Origin of the sequence: Bradyrhizobium nanningense (assembly GCF_004114535.1) — a bacterium.
GTDB lineage: Bacteria > Pseudomonadota > Alphaproteobacteria > Rhizobiales > Xanthobacteraceae > Bradyrhizobium > Bradyrhizobium nanningense.
Window position 1 is genome coordinate 13,512 of sequence record NZ_LBJC01000018.1, and the last position, 16,730, is coordinate 30,241.

Genomic DNA, 16,730 nt, shown 5'->3' on the forward strand with positions numbered 1-16,730 from the left:
CCTTCGGCCCATCCCGGAATGACGAAGGAGAGAGTGAGAGAATGTCCAAACTTTCCGAAGCCACCCGCACCAAGCTCAAATCCGTCTCCACGGCCACGGTCGCCACCGCCTTGTTCAAGCGAGGCCTGCGCATCCAGATGATCCAGGACGTGCATCCCGTCGGCCCCGACCAGCCGACCATGGTCGGCGAGGCCTTCACCTTGCGCTACATGCCGGCGCGTGAGGATCTCAACACCATCGAGGTCTTCAAAGACCGCTCACATCCGCAGCGCAAGGCGGTGGAAGATTGCCCGCCGGGCGCCGTGCTGGTGATGGACAGTCGCAGGGACGCCCGCGCGGCCTCCGCCGGCGCGATCCTGGTGACGCGCTTGATGAAGCGCGGCGTCGCCGGTGTCGTCACTGATGGCGGCTTTCGCGACTCGGCCGAGATCGCCAAGCTCGGCATCCCCGCCTACCACCACCGTCCCAGCGCACCGACCAATCTGACGCTGCACCAGGCCATCGAGATCAACGTCCCGATCGGCTGCGGCGACGCGCCGGTGTTTCCCGGCGACGTCATCTTGGGCGATGCCGACGGTGTCATCGTGATCCCCGCGCATCTTGCGGATGAGATCGCCAACGAGACCTTCGAGATGACCGCGTTCGAGGACTTCGTCACGGAGGAGGTCGGCAAGGGCCGCGGCATCTTCGGCCTCTATCCCGCGACCGATCCGCAGACGCTCATCGACTTCGCGGAATGGCGGAAGAAGAACGGTCGCTAACGCCAGCACGGCTCCAAGACGACAAACGAGCCGGCGCAGCAAGCGCCGGCCTTACATTGCAAAGGGAGGACTCCAATGAATCTCACGCGACGCAATCTCCTAGCCGGCGCTGGCGCAGCCGCGGCGTCCACGCTTCTGGCCCGCGCCGCCTGCGCCCAGTCGTTTCCGTTCACGCCGAACCAGCGCTATCCCGATCCGGCCGTCCAGATCCTCGATCCGAGCTTCGCAAAATACCGGCTCTATTCCTCGACGGTCGAACAGGTTGCGACAGGAATGCGCTGGGCCGAAGGCCCCGCTTATTTTCCCGAAGGCGGCTATCTGCTGTTCTCGGACATTCCCAACAACCGGATCATGAAGTTTGACGAGAAGAGCGGGCAGTCCAGCGTGTTCCGCGCCAATGCCAACTATGCCAACGGCAATGCGCGCGACCGCCAGGGCCGTCTCGTCACCTGCGAGCACTCCGTCACCCGCCGCATCACCCGCACCGAGAAGGACGGCAAGATCACCGTGCTCGCCGACAAGTTCGAAGGCAAGAGGCTGAACGCGCCGAACGACATCGTGGTGAAGTCGGACGACAGCATCTGGTTCACCGATCCGCTGTTCGGCATCAATGGCGAGTGGGAAGGCAAGAAGGAGAAGCCCGAGCAGGCCACCACCAACGTCTATCGCATCGCCAAGGACGGCAAGATCAGCGCCGTCCTCACCGATCTCGTCAATCCCAATGGCCTTGCCTTCTCGCCTGACGAGAAGAAGCTCTACGTCGTCGAATGGAAGGGCACACCCAACCGCAGCATCTGGAGCTACAATGTCGGCGACGACGGCGCGCTCAGCGGCAAGACCAAGCTGATCGACGCCGCCGACCAGGGCTCGCTCGACGGTTTTCGCGTCGATCGCGACGGCAATCTCTGGTGCGGCTGGGGCTCCAACGGCGCGCTGCAATCCGAGCCGACCGAGATCGGCGGCCGCAAGGTGTTTCAGCTCAAGGCCAAGCCGGAGGATCTCGACGGCGTGATGGTGTTCAACGCGGACGGCAAGCCGCTCGCCTTCATCAAGCTGCCCGAGCGTTGCGCCAATCTCTGCTTCGGCGGTCCCAAGAACAACCGCCTCTACATGGCGAGCAGCCATTCGGTGTATGCGCTGTATGTCGAGGCGCACGGGGCGGTGTGAGGTGGGTGTGGGGCGGTAACTCGTCCCACAACTCAGCTGTCGTCCCTGCGTTCGCAGGGACGACAGCGGAGCATGTCACTACAGCTGCGGCTATCGCTACACCCCCGCCTCCGCCATCCCCGCCGCCCACAGCGCGAAGGCATAGACGATCGCGACTTCATCGAGCCGGTCGAACCGGCCCGAGGCGCCGCCGTGGCCGGCGCCCATGTTGGTGCGCAACAGGACCGGACCGCCGCCGGTCATGGTGGCGCGCAGGCGCGCGATCCATTTGGCGGGCTCCCAATAGGTGACGCGCGGATCGGTCAAGCCGCCCATCGCCAGGATCGCCGGATAGTCTTTCGCGGCGACGTTGTCGTAGGGCGAATAGGAGAGGATCGTCCGAAAATCCTTCTCGCTCTCGATCGGGTTGCCCCATTCCGGCCATTCCGGCGGCGTCAGCGGCAGCGTGTCGTCGAGCATGGTGTTGAGCACGTCGACGAACGGCACTTCGGCGACGATGCCGGCGAACAATTCGCCGGCCCGGTTGGCGACCGCGCCCATCAGCATGCCGCCGGCCGAGCCGCCGTGGCCGACGATGCGCTTGGCGCTGGTGTATTTCGCAGCGATCAGCGCGCGGGCGCTGGCCGCGAAATCGTCGAACGAATTCGTCTTCTTCTCGCGCTTGCCGTCGAGATACCAGCCCCAGCCCTTGTCGGCGCCGCCGCGGATATGGGCGATGGCGTAGACGAAGCCGCGATCGACCAGCGACAGGCGGTTGGCACTGAACGAAGCCGGCATCGCCATGCCATAGGAGCCGTAGCCGTAGAGCAGCAGCGGCGCCGAGCCGTCGAGATTCAACCCGCGGCGATGGAGGATCGATACCGGCACCTCGGCGCCGTCATGCGCCTTCGCCATGATGCGGGTGGTGACGTAATCGGCCGCATTGTGGCCCGAGGGAATCTCCTGGCGCTTGCGCAAGACGCGTGTGCGCTTGACCATGTCGTAATCATAGACTTCCGACGGCGTCGTCATCGACGAATAGGAAAAGCGCAAATTCGTCGTCTCGAATTCGTAGGAGCCCATCGTATCCAGCGAATACGCGGCCTCGTCGAAGGCGATGGCGTGCTCCTCGTTCGAGGCGAGATCGCGGATCACGACCGACGGCAGCGCATTGGCGCGCTCCAGCCGCACCAGATGGCCGGCATAGAGATCGAGGTCGATGATGTAGATACCGGGACGATACGGGATCAGGTCGCGCCAGTTCTTGCGTTCGGGCGAGAGAAGCGGCGCGGTGACGATCTTGAAGTCGATGGCATCATCCGCATTGGTGAGGATGAACAGCTCGTCACCGCGATCGGCCAGCGAATATTGCACGCCTTCCTCACGCGCCGCGACCAGGCGCGGCGGCGCCTCGGGGTTGGCGAGATCGATCAGCCGCTGCTCCGAGGTCTCGTGGTCGCCGCCCGCGATCACGCAGAAGCGGCCGCTGGTGCTCTCGTGCAGATGGGTGAACCAGCCGGCATCCCGTTCTTCATAGACCAGCGTGTCGTCGGCCTGCCTGGTGCCGAGCCTGTGGCGCCACACCTGCATCGGCCGGTGGTTGTCGTCGAGCCGCACATAGAAGAAGCTCTTGCAATCCTTGGCCCAGACCACGCCGCCGTCAGTCTCCTCGACGAGATCGTCGAAATCCTTGCCGGTCGTCCAATCGCGGACGCGGATCGAAAAATATTCGGAGCCCTTGGTGTCCGCGCTCCAGGCCTGCAGCTTGTGGTCATAAGAGTGCCGGCTGCCGCCGAACTTGAAGTATTTGTGGTCCTTGGCGAGCGCGTCGCCGTCGAGCACGATATCGCCGTCGCCGCCCTCGCGCGGCATGCGGCCGAACAGCTCGTGCTGTCCGCCCTCGCGAAACCGGCGGAAATAGGCGAAGGGACCATCGGGCGAGGGCACGCTGGAATCGTCCTCCTTGATCCGCCCGCGCATCTCGCGCACCAGCGTCTTCTGCAGCGGTGCAGTATGGCCGAGCAGGCTCTCGGTGTAGCTGTTCTCTTCATCCAGATATTTGCGGATATCAGGATCCAGCACTTTGGGATCGCGCAGCACCTCCTGCCATTTCGCGTCCTTCAACCAGGCATAGTCGTCGGTCACGGTGATCCCGTGCCGCGTGAAGGAATGCGGCCGGCGCGGGGCGACGGGGGGCTTCGAAGGTGTTTTGGCCTGTGTCACTCGATCCTCGTTGTATCTCATTCGTGCGGCGTCCTTTCTTCACCTCTCCCCGCCTGCGGGAGAGGTCGGTTCGCTTTCGGCGATGCGAAGCATCGTCCGAAGCGATCCGGGTGAGGGGGTACAGGGCTCTCTACGATCTCATCAGCGGAGAGAGACCCCTCACCCCAATCCTCTCCGTGTGAGAACGGGGAGAGGGAGAAGAGACGTCGCTCTTATATCGTCCCGATTCCACGAATTGCCAGCATGTCGCGCCAGATCGCCGGGTTGTTGATCGGCCCCGTGTATGCTTTACGGACCATATCCCCGCCGCCGGTCCAGCCTGATGCTGTTCAATTCCTACCCGTTCATCCTGCTGTTCCTGCCCCTGGTGCTAGCAGGCTATTTCTGGCTCGGGCGGCGCAGCAATCTCGCGCCGGTGGTCTGGCTGGCACTGGCCTCGCTCGCCTTCTACGCCATCGGCAACTGGCAGTTCGTGGCCCTGTTGCTGCTGTCGATCGCGTTCAACTACGGTGTCGGCCATCTCCTGATCGCGTCGAAGCTCGGGCCGTCACGGCGAAAGGCGGTGCTCGCGCTTGGCGTCACCGGCGATCTCGTCGTGCTCGGCCTCTTCAAATATGCCGGTTTCCTCACCGAGAACGTCAACGCGCTGTTCGGCACGCATATCGCAGTCCACATCCTGCTGCCGGTCGGCATCTCCTTCTACACGTTCACGCAGATCGCGTTCCTGGTCGATGCGTATCGCGGCCGGGTCGCGGCTTATGCGCTGCCGCATTACGCGCTGTTCGTGACCTATTTCCCGCATCTGATCGCCGGGCCCATTCTCCACCACAAGGACATGATCCCGCAATTCGAGCGGAAGGAGGCCAAGTATCCGGATGCGCATCTGATCCTGTGCGGCGTGATCATCTTCGCCGTCGGCCTGTTCAAGAAGACCTGCCTTGCCGACGGCATCCAGCCGCTGGTCGCGCTCGCCTTCGAGGCGCGCTCGCCCAGCTTCGACCAGGCCTGGTGCGGTGCGCTCGCCTACACCTTCCAGCTCTATTTCGATTTCTCCGGCTATTCCGACATGGCGATCGGGATATCGCTGATGTTCGGCATCTTCCTGCCCGTGAACTTCAATTCGCCCTACAAGGCCACCAGCATCGTCGAGTTCTGGCGCCGCTGGCACATGACGCTGTCGCAATTTTTGCGCGACTACCTCTATATCCCGCTCGGCGGCAATCGCCATGGGCGCGTGCTGCGGTACGTCAATCTGATGATCACGATGCTGCTCGGCGGGCTCTGGCACGGCGCGGCCTGGACTTTTGTCATTTGGGGCGCGTTGCACGGCGCGTATCTCGGCGTCAATCATGCCTTCAATGCGCTCGTGCCGACCATTCCATCGTCCCTCGCGCGCCCTGTCCGCATTGCAGGCGCCGTGCTGACGTTCCTTGCGGTTGTCGTCGCCTGGGTGTTCTTCCGCGCCGAGAGCGTCGAATGGGCGCTGCGCGTGCTCCAGGCCATGGCCGATCCCTCGAATATCGTTTTCGGCCGAGAGGAGATCGCGGCGCTGGTGATGATCGCCACCTACGCCGCGCTGGTGTGGCTGGCGCCGAACACGCAAGGCATCATGGGATACGACCACGCGGGCCGCAGGGTCGGCGAAGCCTTGCAGGCAGGGCGGATGCGGCCGCTGTTCCTCTATGCGGCGTCGCTGGTGCTCGCGTTCGGGCTCATGGGCATCCGGAGCCACAGCGAATTCATCTATTTCCGGTTCTGATGCGCGGGGCGTTCACACAATTGCGACGTCTTCTGTTCGCCAGCATCCTGTGCATGCTGGCGGCGGCGGCGCTCACCTTCGTCGTCGATCCGCTGCAACTGTTTCGGTCCTCGCGCCTCGCTCTCTATTCCGACGACACGCGGGTGCAGAATGCCGGGTTGATCCGCAGCCAGTCGTTCGACACCGTCTTCATGGGCACCTCGCTCGCGATCCATTTCCGCCAGAGCGACATCGACCGTGCGCTCAGTGTGCATTCGCTCAAGCTGGCGATGACCGGCTCCAACTCGCGCCAGCAGGCTTTCGTGCTTGAGCAGGCCATCGACCGCGGCGCCAGGCGCGTGATCTGGGCGATGGACGATTTCATCTTCGTCGATGCCGCCGACATCGAGGCCGATCCCTATCTGCCCGTCGACCTCTATCGCGGGACGGTGAAGGGCATTGCGTCCTATCTGTTCAGCGCCACGATGGCGAAGGAATCCCTGTTCGCGCTGCTGCGCTCGGTTCCGCCATTGCGGCAGCCGCTGGCTCGGGCGGCGCCGTTCCTGCCCGTCAAATTCGCGATGCCCGACGTTGACGACATCTACGCGCTGCCGCGGGATTTCGACGTCGCGCGCGACTACAATGCGAAGAAGACGCTTGCCGCCTTCAGTTATATCACTCATCCCGCGCGCAGCCGTTTCCTCGGCGAAGGCTACGACTATGAGGCCATGGTCCGGCATTTCGAGCAGGATGCCATCGGCCTGATCGCGCGACATCCCGGCGTCACCTTCGACGTCTACCTCCCGCCCTATTCGATCCTGCAATTCGTCGCGATGCGCGATGCCTCACCCGAGACGCTGAAGATCGTCACGGATCTCACCGCACGCATTGCGCAGCGCCTGACCCAGCTGCCCAATGTGCGCCTGCACGATTTCCGCGCGATCAAAGCGGTGACGCACGATCTCAACAATTACGGTGACGTCATCCACCATTCGCCGCTGGTGGACGCGATGGTGCTGAGATGGCTGGCGAGCGGGGAGTATCGGGTTGATCCGAAAGCGCCGCTCAAGTCGCTGAATGAGCTGAAGGCGCAGGTCGAAGCGTATCGTGTGCCGCAGCCGTAGCCCAACACACCGCCGTCGTCCCTGCGAACGCAGGGACCCATAACCCCAGGGAGCAGTTTGGCGAAGACTCGCAGTGAAGAGCTGTTGGCGCGGTACTACGACCACGCCCCATCGATAAATCACGCGGTATGGGTCCCTGCGTTCGCAGGGACGACAGCGGAGTTTGTGGCTTGCGCTACGCGGCCACCTCGTCGCCGAGATACGCGACCGCCGCTTCCAGCCCGCCCTTGCCGTGCGGAATCCTCAGCGCGTTCAGACCGATCTCGATCACGCCTAGTGTGCCGAGCAGCATCGGCGCGTTGACGTGGCCCATATGGGCGATGCGGAAAGCCTGGCCGGAGAGGTCGCCGATGCCGGTGCCGAGCACCACGCCGCACTTGTCCTTGCAATAGCGTTGCAGCACGGCCGGATCATGCCCGTTGTTCATGGTCACCGTGGTCACGGTGTTGGAGCGCTCGCTGGCCTCCGCCACGTTGAAGCCGAGCACCTGGCCTTCCGACCATGCGGCAACCGCGCGGCGCGCGGCTTCGCCGAGCAGGCTGTGACGGCGGAAGGCGTTCTCCAGCCCTTCCTCGTGCAGCATGTCGATCGCCTTGCGCAAAGCGAACAACAGATGCACCGGGGCGGTGCCGGCATATTTGCGATAATTCTCGGTGCCCTCGCGCTCGCTCCAGCTCCAATAGGGCGTCGACATATTGGCCTTCTTGTGCACCTCGAGCGCGCGCGCATTGGCGGCGACGAAGCCGAGGCCCGGCGGCGTCATCAGGCCCTTTTGTGAGCCGGACATCGCAACATCGATGCCCCATTTGTCCATCTCGAACGGCATGCAGCCGAGCGAGGCCACGGTGTCGACCATGTACAGCGCCGGATGGCCGCTCGCCTTGATCGCCTTGCCAATCGCCTCGATGTCGTTCTGCACGCCTGAGGCCGTGTCGACCTGGACCACGACGACCGCCTTGATGGTGTGCTCCTTGTCGCGGCGCAGGCGTTCCTCGACCTCGTGCGGCCGCACCGCGCGGCGCCAGTCGCCCTTGAGCACCTCGACCTCGGCGCCCATCAGCGCTGCCGCATTGCCCCAGCCGATCGCGAAACGGCCGCTCTCCAGCACCAGCACCTTGTCGCCGCGCGACAATACGTTGCTGAGCGCCGCTTCCCAGGCGCCGTGACCGTTGGCGATGTAGATGTAGGACTTGCCCTTGGTCGCAAACAGCTTCGAGATGTCGCCGAGCAGGCTCTCGGTCAGATCGAGCATCTCTTTGGAGTAGATGTCGATCGCCGGACGATGCATCGCCCGCAGCACCTCGTCGGGCATCGTGGTGGGCCCGGGGATGGCCAGAAACTCCCGGCCCGCGCGAACGGTCATTGCTGTCAGTCCTTGTTGCTTGAGAACAGGATGGTGGGTCGCTGAATCACGTTTTACGCGCGGCTTGGGTTTGAGAAAAGGACGTAAAACGCAGGTCTGGTTATCGCTTCGTCTCGCGGCAGCCGGCGGCTTCCGCCTCCTCGACCGAGCAGAACCAGCGGGTGCCCTTGCTGATCTTCATCTTGATCTGGGTGTACCAGCGGCTGGTCGGCTGGTGAAAGATGCACTCGCCGGCGCTGTTGACGTTGCCCTTGATGGTGCAATCCGGGGAGGGGGCGACCGGTCCCGAGGCCGAGGCGAGCAGCACTGCATGCGCCCCGTCGGGTGGCTTGGTCGCGCCCAGGATGGCGGTCTTCTTGTTGCGGACGCGCCAGTCCCAGGGCGCGATGAAGGCCCCCTGCCACATCCCGGCTTTTGCCTCACGCGCGGCCTTTTCGTCGGCTTCGTAATCGTGGGACATGCGGGTGTAGGCCAGCGCCCAGCCGCTGCGCACCAGCCATTTCTGGATGTCCTCGCCGCCGACCTCGCAGCGCGCCACGGTGCGGCCGCGCCGGTCGATCGATCTCGTATGGCAGACCCAATTCTTGCCGTCAGCGTATTTGGCGAGCTCGTCGCGCGCCGCGACGCCGCAGGTCCAGCGCTCGGTCTTGGTATTGAGGCAGAGCTGGTCGATCGCAGGCGCGTCGATGCCACCGAGCCGGATCCGCGTATTGCCGATCACGACGGTATCGCCGGCGCGGACCTTCGCCGTGCCGGTGATGTCGGCGGCCTGGGCCAGCGAAGGCAATGCAAGGAGAGACAGCGCAATGAGGATCTTTCGCAACATGCCGGTCCGCGTGTGTTGAATCTCGATAGACGCTGCAATTGTGGTCGGGTTTTGGCCTGTCGGCCAGCTTGTGCCTGACGGATGGGCTTTCAACTTCCTGTCATCGGTCGACGGTCTCTCGCCTCGTGTCCCGGACGCGGTGCGGCGTGCAACGCCGCTCCGCAGAGCCGGGACCCAGAAATTGACAGACACATTTCGGGGAGGCATGGGCCCCGGCTCTGCAGCGCACCGCACCGGACGATGCTTCGCATCGCCGGGGCCGCTGCGCTGCGTCCGGAGCACCGAGACCATCTCACCCCCGCGCCATCACCCGCTTCGCCACCGCAAGTCCCATCAGCACGAACGCCGAGGTCACCTCCGGCCCGCCCACCAAAATCCGCGTCGGCGTCTTCATCTTGTTCCACTCATAGGCGCGGAACGGGCCGCGGCGGCCGCCTTCGCCGACGGCACTGAGGATCACGTTCAGTGCCGGTGTGAAGGCGCGCGGGTCGGCACCGAGATGGCCGAGCGCGATCAGCGCCAGCGCCGCGTCGAACACGTTCATCTCCGCGGCCATCAGCTCGCCCTTGACGTAGGACAGCACGCGATGGCGGATGAAGTCGAAATCGCCAGCGGGATCGATCGCGGCCTGCGCCGCCAGCGGCAGCGCCAGGAAGGCCGCATAGCAGCGGCCAAAATAGGCGCTGTAGAGTTCCGGCAGGTAATAGATGTGCGAGCGCGGATTGGCGAAGGCGCCGCTCGCGGCCAGCCGCTTCTGGAAGCCGATGATGCGATGCACCGTGGCGAGCCGCGACGGTGTCTCCAAGATTTTCCAGCGCGCGAGGTTGCGAAAGCTCACCTCGAGAATGTCGAGATTGAGCGTCGGATCGAGATCGTTGCCGTAGGGACGCTCGCCTTTGAGGTTGTCGATCCAGGTCGCGACCCCGCCCTCGTAGTCGATATTGTCGTTGAGCGGCACGGTCACGCGCGGCGCGTTGATTCCGGCGCGCACCTGGTAGCCTGAATAGAAGTCGAGCAGCGGCTGGTCGATGATCGGATCGAGGCAGCCGGCCTGCGTCGCTGCCGAGATCGAGCAGGCCGTGGTGTCGCAATCCGGCACGTAGATTCCAAAGCCGAGATCCTGCTTGATCTGCGCGAAGTAGCGCGAGAAGCGCGGATGCGGCGCGGGCGCCAGCGCAGTGACGACGTTGAAGCGCGCGCCGTCGATCCCCTCGACCTCTTCGCGGCTGATGTTGACGCAGAAATTCACCATGTCGGCGATGGCACGCTCTGCGGCGACCTTGTCGGCCTGCGATGCGAGGCCGGTCTCGCCGTAGCTCAGCAGCGCTTCGATGAAGAACGCGTCGTAATAGGCCGAGCGGTGCCGGATCTGCACCGGCTCCCACATCGGCTCGGCGATCCCTCGCCAGGGCGGATTGACGACGGCCCGGGCTGGCGAGCGCGCGATGAAGACGCGGGCGAGGTTGAACAGCAGCGAGGAATTCTTGTAGCCGCGGGCGTTGAGGCCCGTGAGCGCCATGATCAGCTCGCGGCCGCGGAAATCGGGATCGCCGATCAAGTTGAAGGCGGCATAGGTCGGCAGAAAGCCGTTCTTGCGGTAGGACCCGAGCAGATGCTGCGCGCAGTCGCGGATTGCGCCGTCGATCTGCGCCTGCGGCGGCGCCGAGCGGGTGAACATCGCCGGGGGCGGCTTGGGGTGGTCGAGCGCGATGCTGTCGACGAGATCGGCGACCGGCTGGCCGACCGCCGTCCAGTCGGGTTCGGCCTCGTCGCGGGCGCGAACCAGCGCCTCGCGCAGCGCCGTCAGCCTGGCCTCGTCGCGCAGCTCGGGCAGCCCGGCCCGCCGCAGCAGCACCCGCAGCGCGGGATTGCCGAGCGCGGTCTTGTAGAACTTGGCCAGATGCGGATCGCCGCTGGCCCGGCCGGACAATACGGGATCGCACACATCGTAAAGCGAGGGGCCGTCCTTCGGCGCCAGCAGCGCCCGGCAGGCGGCGCCGGCAAAATATTGAATGCTCATGAAATACCTGGTCGCGGGGACTTTGGCGGGGTTTGGCCGGGGGCCGGCCAGCGCGCTCCCAGCCACGCGCCACCCCCTGCAAGTCGTTGAAAAAGCTACCCGGATTCGCAGGAAATACAAATGTGATGGAGGTCACGGAAAAAGCCGGCACGAAGGCTGCATGATTGAGGCTTGCAGACGGCCCGGGGAGCTAAAAACGCACAAATCGAGGCGGGAGAATTAACGAACATCGTCAGATACTTAGCTCAAATTTTGGGCAATCTATTGCCGGGCACCCTATATCCGGTTTAAAGGTTTGTTTGGTGCGGCGCCGCAAATTGCGCGCAATTCGGGGGCACATCCCCGGCCAATCCCTCAAACCTAAAGACGCTATCGCGCTACTCAAACAGTGTGTGCGCGCTTGGCTGGTCTTTGGCACAGGAAACGAACCGAGATGAATGTAAAGCAGCTCGACCTTTCCCGACGCACCATCGCGGTGGCCGCGGCCTTAATCGGCACGGTCTCGCTGGTGATCGGCGCCCATGCTGCTCTCAACATGCGTGCGATCGATGCCGCCAAGGCCGTCTCGACCGACCAGATCACCGGCTCGATCGGCCAGTCCTCGCGCCTCGCGCTCGTTATCGGCAATGGACATTATCCCGACGCCAGCGCGCCGCTGACGCAGTCGATCAACGACGCCCGCGCGCTGTCCTCGTCCCTGCGCAAGAACGGCTTTGACGTCGACATGGTGGAAGACGCGACCCGCGACGACATGGTCCGCGCCGTGAATCGCCTGAAGTCCCGGATCAAGCGCGACACCGTCGTCATGCTGTTCTTCGGCGGCTACGGCGTGCAGGCCGGCCGCGAGAGCTACATGCTGCCGGTCGATGCCGTGATCTGGAAGGAAAAGGACGTCCGCCGCCAAGGCGTGTCGATCGAGGGCGTGCTCGACATGATGAAGGAGCAGGGCGCCAAGGCCAAGCTCGTCGTCGTCGACGCCTCCCGTCGGAACCCCTACGAGCGCCGCTTCCGCTCCTACAGCCACGGTCTCGCGCCGATCAGCGCGTCGGACAACGCGCTGATCCTGACCTCGGCCTCGCCCGGCAAGGTCGTCGATGACGGCAAGGGCGAGCACAGCGTGCTGGTCGGCGAGTTGCTGAACAACCTCAATGGGCAGAGCAGCGCCGAAAGCGCTTTCAACAAGACCCGCCTGGCCATCTCCCGCGCCAGCGAAGGCGACCAGGTCCCGACGGTCTCCTCCTCGCTGCTCGAAGACGTTCATTTCGGCGAAGCCGGCGGCTAGATTTTTCGCTGTCGTAGGGTGGATTAGCCCTGCGATTGCGCGGAGCGCAATCGCTCGGCGTAATCCACCACTTCTATTCTCATCTTCTATTCTTATCGCGGAAAGCAAAGCGGTGGATTACGCCTTCGGCTAATCCACCCTACGGCATGCGTGCGTGACGCACGATCGTGCTGCTTACTTCGCCGCTTCCGCGGCCATCACCGGGCGCACCGGGTCGCCTTCACGCAACAGCGCGCCGGCGCGGGCGACGACGACATCGCCTTCGTTGAGGCCCTCACGGACCTCGATATTGCCGCCCGACATCAAGCCGACTTCGACACGCTTGGTCTCGACGCGGTTGCGGCGGATCACCTGCACCACGGTGCCGGCCGAGGAATATTGCACGGCCGTTAGCGGCACCGCGACGTTGCAGCTCTGCCCGGTCTTGATCAACGCACGCCCGCTCGCCTTCAGCAGCAGCCGCTTCTGCGAGGAGATGCCGATATAGACCATGCCCTGCTGGATGTTGGGCTCGACGGTCGGGCCGATGCGGCGCACCTTGCCGTCGATGTCGCCGCTACCTGCGATCCGCACCATCGCCGGCTGATTGACGGCGAGCTTGCGCACATCGGTGGTCGCCACGAGGCCAACGAGATCGTATTCGCTGCGCGCCACGATCGTGAACAGCGCCTCGCCCTTGGCCGAGGCGAAATTGCCGATCTGGGCGGTCGACGTCGCGATCACGCCCGCCACGGGCGCGGTGACCTGCAGCGTGCCGCTCTCGGGCAGCGCCAGCCGCGCCAGCACCTGGCCGGCGGTGGTGGTGTCGCCGGCTTCCGCCAGCACGTCCGTGACCTTCAGGCCCGGACGCTCGGGCCGCACCGAGGTTTCCTCCCGCGCGACGATCGTGCCGGTGGCCTCGACGATGTTGGAGAAGCAGGATTTTGCGACTTTCAGCACCGTGACCGCCGGCCCCTTGGGCGCCCCGTCATCGGCGGCCCTGGCCGGATATTGACCGAGGACCAGCGCGCCGGCGACGGCTGCGGGACACAGGTTTCGAACAACGGTACGGGGCAAACGACGCATCGGAAATTCCACGGATTCTATGCTTCCAATCGATAGCAGATGGCAGCTGTGCGGACTACGGCAGCATGGCTCAAAAAAGCAGGCCATGCCGCCGCGGGCCGCCGCGGCAAGTCTTTGATTAGTCGCGGGATTGGAGAACAGGTTCGCCTCTTATGGGCGGTGCCCCCGCGGCCGGGGCTACTCCCAAAGTGCCACACTCACGGTCTTCTCACAGGACAGGGCCGCCTGTAAGGAACTAGGATAGGGTGACGCGGTCTTGCCGCCGCACGACGCATGGTCGAGAGGTGGGATGCAACGGTTCGTTTGCGAGCAAAATATCGTTCATTTCGAGCGGCTGCTCCAGGAAGCGACCGATCCGACGGTCCAGAACACCGTGCGGGGACTATTGGCATCGGCGAAGCGCGAATTGGCGCTGCTGAACTCCGCGGCCTCAGGCGCCGACACGACGCCGTTTGAACAGCGCCGGCGGCAGCACGGTGACGCCGGCACGATCCGGCGGCAATTCCAGGGCGAATTCGATGCCTCGCCGCATCCTTATATGCTGCTGGACCCGGGGCCGGGCCTCGTCATCGTCGACATCAACGACGCCTATGCCGCGGCGACCTTGACCGGCCGGGCCGACATCGTCGGCCGGTCGCTGTTCGAGATATTCCCTGACAATCCCAACGATCCGCTCGCCGATGGCGTCAGCAATCTCTACGGCAGCCTGAGGATCGTCAGCGAAACGGGGCAGGCGCACGCCATGGCGATCCAGCGCTACGACATCCGGGATCCCGGCGGGGTCTTCGTCGAGCGCCATTGGCAGCCGATCAACTCGCCGATCCACGACGCGGCGGGCCATCTGGTTTACCTGCTGCACCACGTCGAGGACGTTACGGCTCAGGTCGCGGTGCGGGCGTAAACGACCCGTCAGCCGCGACGCTCGCCCAGCAGCTTGCCGCTGGCCCGGTCGATCAAATGCAGCCGCGTGCAGGCCGGACAGGACACCGACTCATGCGTGCGGTCGGTCGGCTCGTCGCCGAGCCGATGCTGCACGTTCATGCCGGTCTGCGGGCATTTGAAGACGATCTGGCGGTCCATGACCGATCATATGACGACAAGGTGCGCCTTCCGAAATTACGGATGTTTACGTAGGTCGTTGGGGGCGCCTCCTCACGGCAGGGTCAGGAACTCCACCCAGTTCGGCTTCTTGCCGGTGGGGTAGGATTTCAGCTTGGCCAGCGCGCCGCTGCTCTGGTCGATCGCATAGATCGTCATGCTGTCGGAGAGCTCGCCGACCGCGGCGAGGTAGCGGCCGGAGAGATCGATGTGGAAGCCGCGCGGCTGCTTCTCGGTCGGCACGCTGCCGATCGTGGTCAGCTTGCCGCTTGATCCGTCGATCTTGTAGGCGGTGAGCGTGCTGGTGGTGCGCTCGGAGGCGTAGAGGAAGCGGCCGTCCGGGGTGATGTGGATGTCGGCGGCCCACGGTTTGCCGGAAAAGCCCTCGGGCAGCGCGGTGGTGCGCTGGATCTCGTCCCATGCGCCGCTCTTGGCTTCAAAGGTGAATGCCGCGACGTCGCCATTCAGCTCGTGCAGGAGATAGACGAACTTGCCGCCCGGGTGGAACACGAAGTGCCGCGGCCCCGATTTCTCCGGCACCTTGTGGGCCGGCAGATCGCTCGGCGTCAACGTGCCGGTCGTGGCATCGAACGCGAAGGCCAGCACCTGGTCGGAGCCGAGATTGGTCGCGAACACGAAGCGGTTGTCGGGCGAGGGCAGGAAAGCGTGCGCGTTCAGCCCGGTCGGGATCACTTGCTTCGGTTCGCCGGCGACGCCGTTGGCGTTCAATGGATTCAGCGCGACCTTGTTGCCGCCATAGGAGGCGCTGAACAGGAACTTGCCGCTGCGGTCGACGGCGATGTTGGCCATGCTGTCGGCCAGCGGTCCGTTGCCGATCGGGCTGAGCTGACCGTTCCGGGGATCGATCGCAAAGCTTACGGCGAGGTATGGCTGCGAGCGGACACCGGCGATCAGCACGCGATGGTCGGGCGTGATCGCGAGCGGCGTCGAGGAGCCGGGCTTGTCGACGCCCTTGAAGGCGGCCGTCTGCACCGGAATCATCTCGCCGCTCTCGGTCATCTTGAACACGCTGATGTCGTTGCTGTCGGCGTTGCCGACATAGGCGAAGGTTTCGGCCATGCCGGCTTGGACTCCAGAAACGAGAGTGAGGACAGCGAACAGGGTGGTGACGATCGCAGCGCGTGGCGTCCTGGATGCGATGCACCGGGTCGAACTCAACATGGGCTCCTCCTGAAGGCCGCGTCGCGGCATTGTCGTTTTGCCCATGAGGATAGCGGGCCGCGCATCGCCGCACCAAATTCGAATTGAGATTGATCGATGCCGAAATCGTATCGGTCGCCGCAGACGGCTACCGCACCGCCGCCGTGCGCGAGGGCAGATGCGTGCCGGACGGATGCGCCGGCGGTCCGAGCACGGTCCAGACGCCGACTGCAACCAGCGCGGATGTCAGGATGGTCCAGGCAATGAGCCGTTTCCGCATCTGGTCGAATCCGCCTGCGTGATGAAAGTTCGGGCACTCCCGATCGTGCGCTGCAAACCGCGGCAATCCTATGAACTCGTTCACAGCCCGAAATTGGCCGGCGCGATGCGAACCAAAGCCGCGCCAGCGCATTGAACCGGCATGCCCCGCGAAAACGATCTCGAAGGCAAGCCCGACATGGGGGGCAAGCATGGCGGTCAGGCCGGCCTCCCCAAGTCGCCGCCGCGTCCGCGCGACGGCGAGCGCGATGAGGACGTCGTGGCAAAGCGCCACACCGGCCAAACCGATCATGCGCCGCCGCCGACCAAATTAAAATAGTTCGCAGGTCGCGCCGCAATTGGAGGCTGGCTCGTGTTTTGGATCTATTGGGACACCGCCTGGTCGCTGATCATCAGCGGCATCTGGGTCGCCACCATTGTCAGCCACCCCGATGCGGAGTTCGTCGAAGTGCAGGCCGCCAGACGGTCGATGTGAACCGCCACATCTGTCGGAGCGTTGTCTGCCCGATCGCGGCTTCGCCTCACCGGTGAAGTTCGCGGTCCGAGGTCCGGTCTGGATTCGCCTCCGTTTCCGGGCCTCGTCCTGCCCGCCGCTCCGGATCACTGCATCGCGGCCGGGCAGAAGAGCGCTGCTCGCGAGGGAC

16 protein-coding genes are annotated in these 16,730 nt (G+C 64.5%); 8 read left to right on the top strand and 8 right to left on the bottom strand.

Going from position 1 to position 16,730, the window contains the following annotated elements; genetic code table 11:
* The first annotated feature begins 41 nt into the window (after positions 1 to 41).
* Together XH84_RS11280 and XH84_RS11285 are read left to right on the top strand one after the other, a co-directional pair.
* Positions 42 to 761, top strand: coding sequence for a ribonuclease activity regulator RraA (locus tag XH84_RS11280; RefSeq protein WP_128919903.1), 720 nt, complete (start codon positions 42 to 44; stop codon positions 759 to 761).
* A 75-nt stretch (positions 762 to 836) separates the two neighbouring features.
* Positions 837 to 1,928 (top strand): SMP-30/gluconolactonase/LRE family protein, encoded by a 1,092-nt coding sequence (locus XH84_RS11285; RefSeq protein ID WP_128919902.1) that lies wholly within the window; start codon positions 837 to 839, stop codon positions 1,926 to 1,928.
* A gap of 96 nt (positions 1,929 to 2,024) precedes the next feature.
* On the opposite strand, the gene XH84_RS11290 is transcribed toward XH84_RS11285, so the two are convergent.
* Complete coding sequence (locus tag XH84_RS11290) at positions 2,025 to 4,130, bottom strand: S9 family peptidase (RefSeq protein WP_128919901.1); 2,106 nt, start codon at positions 4,128 to 4,130, stop codon at positions 2,025 to 2,027.
* A gap of 322 nt (positions 4,131 to 4,452) precedes the next feature.
* Here XH84_RS11290 and XH84_RS11295 point away from each other — a divergent pair, with 322 nt between their 5' ends.
* Both XH84_RS11295 and XH84_RS11300 read left to right on the top strand, forming a co-directional pair.
* Positions 4,453 to 5,889 (top strand): MBOAT family O-acyltransferase, encoded by a 1,437-nt coding sequence (locus XH84_RS11295; RefSeq protein ID WP_128919900.1) that lies wholly within the window; start codon positions 4,453 to 4,455, stop codon positions 5,887 to 5,889.
* Entirely contained in the window at positions 5,889 to 6,992 is a 1,104-nt protein-coding gene (locus tag XH84_RS11300; protein ID WP_128919899.1) for a hypothetical protein, read from the top strand. The genes XH84_RS11295 and XH84_RS11300 overlap by 1 nt, the downstream gene beginning before the upstream one ends.
* A 175-nt stretch (positions 6,993 to 7,167) precedes the next feature.
* Here the strand turns inward: XH84_RS11300 and XH84_RS11305 are convergent, their stop codons facing one another.
* The 3 genes from XH84_RS11305 to XH84_RS11315 form a co-directional block, all read right to left on the bottom strand.
* Positions 7,168 to 8,355, bottom strand: coding sequence for a pyridoxal-phosphate-dependent aminotransferase family protein (locus tag XH84_RS11305; RefSeq protein ID WP_128919898.1), 1,188 nt, complete (start codon positions 8,353 to 8,355; stop codon positions 7,168 to 7,170).
* Positions 8,356 to 8,455: 100 nt separating this feature from the next.
* Positions 8,456 to 9,181: a thermonuclease family protein gene (locus tag XH84_RS11310; protein ID WP_128919897.1), complete on the bottom strand. Its 726-nt coding sequence runs from the start codon at positions 9,179 to 9,181 to the stop codon at positions 8,456 to 8,458.
* A 292-nt stretch (positions 9,182 to 9,473) separates the two neighbouring features.
* The gene (locus XH84_RS11315; RefSeq protein WP_128919896.1) at positions 9,474 to 11,201 is read right to left on the bottom strand and encodes a hypothetical protein; all 1,728 of its coding nucleotides are present in this window, start codon (positions 11,199 to 11,201) and stop codon (positions 9,474 to 9,476) included.
* Between the two features lie 433 nt (positions 11,202 to 11,634).
* Between XH84_RS11315 and XH84_RS11320 the strand changes: the two genes are divergently transcribed.
* Positions 11,635 to 12,483, top strand: a complete 849-nt coding sequence (locus XH84_RS11320; RefSeq protein ID WP_128919895.1) for a caspase family protein — start codon at positions 11,635 to 11,637, stop codon at positions 12,481 to 12,483.
* A gap of 174 nt (positions 12,484 to 12,657) precedes the next feature.
* On the opposite strand, the gene XH84_RS11325 is transcribed toward XH84_RS11320, so the two are convergent.
* Entirely contained in the window at positions 12,658 to 13,548 is an 891-nt protein-coding gene (locus tag XH84_RS11325; protein ID WP_164936311.1) for an efflux RND transporter periplasmic adaptor subunit, read from the bottom strand.
* 289 nt (positions 13,549 to 13,837) lie between these two features.
* Here XH84_RS11325 and XH84_RS11330 point away from each other — a divergent pair, with 289 nt between their 5' ends.
* Entirely contained in the window at positions 13,838 to 14,449 is a 612-nt protein-coding gene (locus tag XH84_RS11330) for a PAS domain-containing protein (RefSeq protein WP_128919893.1), read from the top strand.
* A gap of 8 nt (positions 14,450 to 14,457) precedes the next feature.
* Here XH84_RS11330 and XH84_RS39645 read toward each other — a convergent pair whose 3' ends face one another.
* The 3 genes from XH84_RS39645 to XH84_RS41380 form a co-directional block, all read right to left on the bottom strand.
* Positions 14,458 to 14,628: a hypothetical protein gene (locus XH84_RS39645; RefSeq protein ID WP_164936310.1), complete on the bottom strand. Its 171-nt coding sequence runs from the start codon at positions 14,626 to 14,628 to the stop codon at positions 14,458 to 14,460.
* Between the two features lie 72 nt (positions 14,629 to 14,700).
* Positions 14,701 to 15,828: a lactonase family protein gene (locus tag XH84_RS11335; protein ID WP_128919892.1), complete on the bottom strand. Its 1,128-nt coding sequence runs from the start codon at positions 15,826 to 15,828 to the stop codon at positions 14,701 to 14,703.
* Positions 15,829 to 15,955: 127 nt separating this feature from the next.
* Positions 15,956 to 16,087 carry a hypothetical protein gene (locus tag XH84_RS41380; protein ID WP_283810290.1) on the bottom strand — a complete coding sequence of 44 codons (132 nt, stop codon included), beginning with the start codon at positions 16,085 to 16,087 and terminating at the stop codon, positions 15,956 to 15,958.
* A gap of 141 nt (positions 16,088 to 16,228) precedes the next feature.
* Between XH84_RS41380 and XH84_RS39650 the strand changes: the two genes are divergently transcribed.
* Both XH84_RS39650 and XH84_RS41385 read left to right on the top strand, forming a co-directional pair.
* The gene (locus XH84_RS39650; protein ID WP_164936308.1) at positions 16,229 to 16,405 is read left to right on the top strand and encodes a hypothetical protein; all 177 of its coding nucleotides are present in this window, start codon (positions 16,229 to 16,231) and stop codon (positions 16,403 to 16,405) included.
* Between the two features lie 33 nt (positions 16,406 to 16,438).
* Positions 16,439 to 16,561, top strand: a complete 123-nt coding sequence (locus XH84_RS41385) for a hypothetical protein (RefSeq protein WP_283810289.1) — start codon at positions 16,439 to 16,441, stop codon at positions 16,559 to 16,561.
* The last annotated feature ends 169 nt before the right edge of the window (positions 16,562 to 16,730 follow it).

Excerpts from the sequence above, each read along its gene's own strand:
- XH84_RS11280 (WP_128919903.1), top strand. The coding sequence starts at position 42 with ATGTCCAAACTTTCCGAAGCCACCCGCACCAAGCTCAAATCCGTCTCC.
- XH84_RS11285 (WP_128919902.1), top strand. The coding sequence starts at position 837 with ATGAATCTCACGCGACGCAATCTCCTAGCCGGCGCTGGCGCAGCCGCG.
- XH84_RS11295 (WP_128919900.1), top strand. The coding sequence starts at position 4,453 with ATGCTGTTCAATTCCTACCCGTTCATCCTGCTGTTCCTGCCCCTGGTG.
- XH84_RS11300 (WP_128919899.1), top strand. The coding sequence starts at position 5,889 with ATGCGCGGGGCGTTCACACAATTGCGACGTCTTCTGTTCGCCAGCATC.
- XH84_RS11305 (WP_128919898.1), bottom strand. The coding sequence starts at position 8,355 with ATGACCGTTCGCGCGGGCCGGGAGTTTCTGGCCATCCCCGGGCCCACC.
- XH84_RS11310 (WP_128919897.1), bottom strand. The coding sequence starts at position 9,181 with ATGTTGCGAAAGATCCTCATTGCGCTGTCTCTCCTTGCATTGCCTTCG.
- XH84_RS11315 (WP_128919896.1), bottom strand. The coding sequence starts at position 11,201 with ATGAGCATTCAATATTTTGCCGGCGCCGCCTGCCGGGCGCTGCTGGCG.
- XH84_RS11320 (WP_128919895.1), top strand. The coding sequence starts at position 11,635 with ATGAATGTAAAGCAGCTCGACCTTTCCCGACGCACCATCGCGGTGGCC.
- XH84_RS11325 (WP_164936311.1), bottom strand. The coding sequence starts at position 13,548 with ATGCGTCGTTTGCCCCGTACCGTTGTTCGAAACCTGTGTCCCGCAGCC.
- XH84_RS11330 (WP_128919893.1), top strand. The coding sequence starts at position 13,838 with ATGCAACGGTTCGTTTGCGAGCAAAATATCGTTCATTTCGAGCGGCTG.
- XH84_RS39645 (WP_164936310.1), bottom strand. The coding sequence starts at position 14,628 with ATGGACCGCCAGATCGTCTTCAAATGCCCGCAGACCGGCATGAACGTG.
- XH84_RS11335 (WP_128919892.1), bottom strand. The coding sequence starts at position 15,828 with ATGTTGAGTTCGACCCGGTGCATCGCATCCAGGACGCCACGCGCTGCG.
- XH84_RS41380 (WP_283810290.1), bottom strand. The coding sequence starts at position 16,087 with ATGCGGAAACGGCTCATTGCCTGGACCATCCTGACATCCGCGCTGGTT.
- XH84_RS39650 (WP_164936308.1), top strand. The coding sequence starts at position 16,229 with ATGCCCCGCGAAAACGATCTCGAAGGCAAGCCCGACATGGGGGGCAAG.